2 protein-coding genes are annotated in these 1,714 nt (G+C 72.6%); both read left to right on the top strand.

What is annotated here, in order from left to right; all coding sequences use genetic code 11:
* Nucleotides 1-86: 86 nt before the first annotated feature.
* Nucleotides 87-362, top strand: a complete 276-nt coding sequence (locus E0D90_RS25440; RefSeq protein ID WP_130800262.1) for a phosphopantetheine-binding protein — start codon at nt 87-89, stop codon at nt 360-362.
* The coding region (locus E0D90_RS25435) for an acyl-CoA ligase (AMP-forming), exosortase A system-associated (protein WP_227870505.1) at nt 355-1,714 on the top strand (1,360 nt) is incomplete at its 3' end. The genes E0D90_RS25440 and E0D90_RS25435, both read left to right, overlap by 8 nt.

Here is a 1,714-nt window from a genome sequence, read left to right as displayed (position 1 = left end):
ACCCGCACCGCCGCACCTCGGGCCGCAGCGCCCCGGTGCATCCACGACCCACGAACCACCTCGGACCGAACAAAGGACGGATCGTCATGGCCGAAACCGACACCCGGGTTCCGCGCTCCTTCCAGGAGGTGCTCCTGCCTCATCTGCCCTACGCCGAGTCCGGCGAGCTGACGGCGGAGGCCGATCTGACGGCGCTGGGTCTGGACTCCATGGGAGTGGTCCAGCTGCTCGCCGAGCTGGAGGACGCGTTCGGTGTGGAGCTGCCCGACGAGGCGCTCACCGAGGAGACCTTCGCCACCGCCGGCTCGCTCTGGGAGGCCGTGGCGGCCCACACCACGGAAGGTCAGGGCGGCGATGAGTGAACCGATGACGGCCGTCACCCCCACCGCGACGGCGCTGACCCGGCTGGACGGGCTGGCGGGTCTCGGCGCCCCGCACCGGCCCGCGTTCACCTTCAAGGAGCAGACGGTCAGCTACGGCGAACTCGCCGAACGCGTGGCCCGGGTGGCGTACGGCCTGTACCGGCTGGGCGTGCGGCGCGGCGACCGGGTGGCGATCTACGCGGAGAAGCGCGTGGAGACGGTCGTGGCGGTCCTCGCCACCGCCGCCGCCGGCGCGGTCTTCGTGCCGGTCAACCAGCTCTTCAAGGGCCGGCATCTGGCCTCGGTGACCGGGGACTGCGGACCGGTCGCCCTGGTCACCACCGCGGAGCGGCTGGAGACGATCCGGGCGGCGCTGCCCGCGGACACCTCGGTCCGCCATCTGATCGTGGTCGGAGACCCGGGGCAGCAGCCGCCGCTGGACGACCGGTGGCGGGTCACCGCCTTCGACGCGCTGGCCGCGTACGAACCGCTGCCGGTGCCCGGCGCCGACTCGGTGGTGGACACCGATGTCGCAGCGGTCTTCTACACCTCCGGTTCCACCGGCGGCCCCAAGGGTGTGGTGCTCAGTCACCGCAATCTGCTGGCCGGCGCGGAGAGCGTGGCGAACTACCTGGGGCACACCGAGGAGGACGTGGTGCTGGCGGCCCTGCCGCTCAGCTTCGACGCCGGGTTCAGCCAGCTCACCACCGCGATGGCGCGCGGCGCACATGTGGTGCTCACCAACTACCTGCTGCCGCGCGAGGTGGTGAGGCTCTGCTCCCGCCACGGGGTGACCGCGCTGACCTGCGTGCCGCCGCTGTGGATGCAGCTGGCCGCGCTGGAGTGGCCGGCCGAGGCGAGCGCCCGGCTGCGGTACTTCGCCAACACCGGCGGCCGGATGCCCCGGGCCACCCTGGACCGGCTGCGTGAACTGCTGCCGCACGCGAGGCCGTTCCTGATGTACGGACTGACGGAGGCGTTCCGCGCCACCTATCTGGACCCGGCGGAGGTGGACCGGCGTCCGGACTCCATCGGCAAGGCGGTACCCAACGCCGAGGTGCTGGTGCTGCGCCCCGACGGCTCGCCGTGCGCGCCCGGCGAGCACGGTGAACTGGTGCAGCGCGGCGCCCTGGTGGCGCTCGGCTACTGGAACAACCCGGAGGCGACCGCGCAGCGGTTCCGCCCGGTTCCCGGCCCGGTCCCGAGCGGGCTGGCGGAGCTGGGGGTGTGGTCCGGGGACACCGTCCACCGCGACGAGGAGGGCTTCCTCTACTTCGTCGGCCGCGCCGACGAGATGATCAAGTCGTCGGGCTACCGGATCAGTCCGACCGAGGTCGAGGAGGCCGCCTACG

It is taken from the genome of Streptomyces otsuchiensis, assembly GCF_004305975.1.
GTDB classification, from domain to species: domain Bacteria; phylum Actinomycetota; class Actinomycetes; order Streptomycetales; family Streptomycetaceae; genus Streptomyces; species Streptomyces otsuchiensis.
Note: the sequence above shows the minus strand (reverse complement) of the source record. Positions and strands in the feature narration are given on the sequence as shown.

Excerpts from the sequence above, each read along its gene's own strand:
- E0D90_RS25440 (WP_130800262.1), top strand. The coding sequence starts at position 87 with ATGGCCGAAACCGACACCCGGGTTCCGCGCTCCTTCCAGGAGGTGCTC.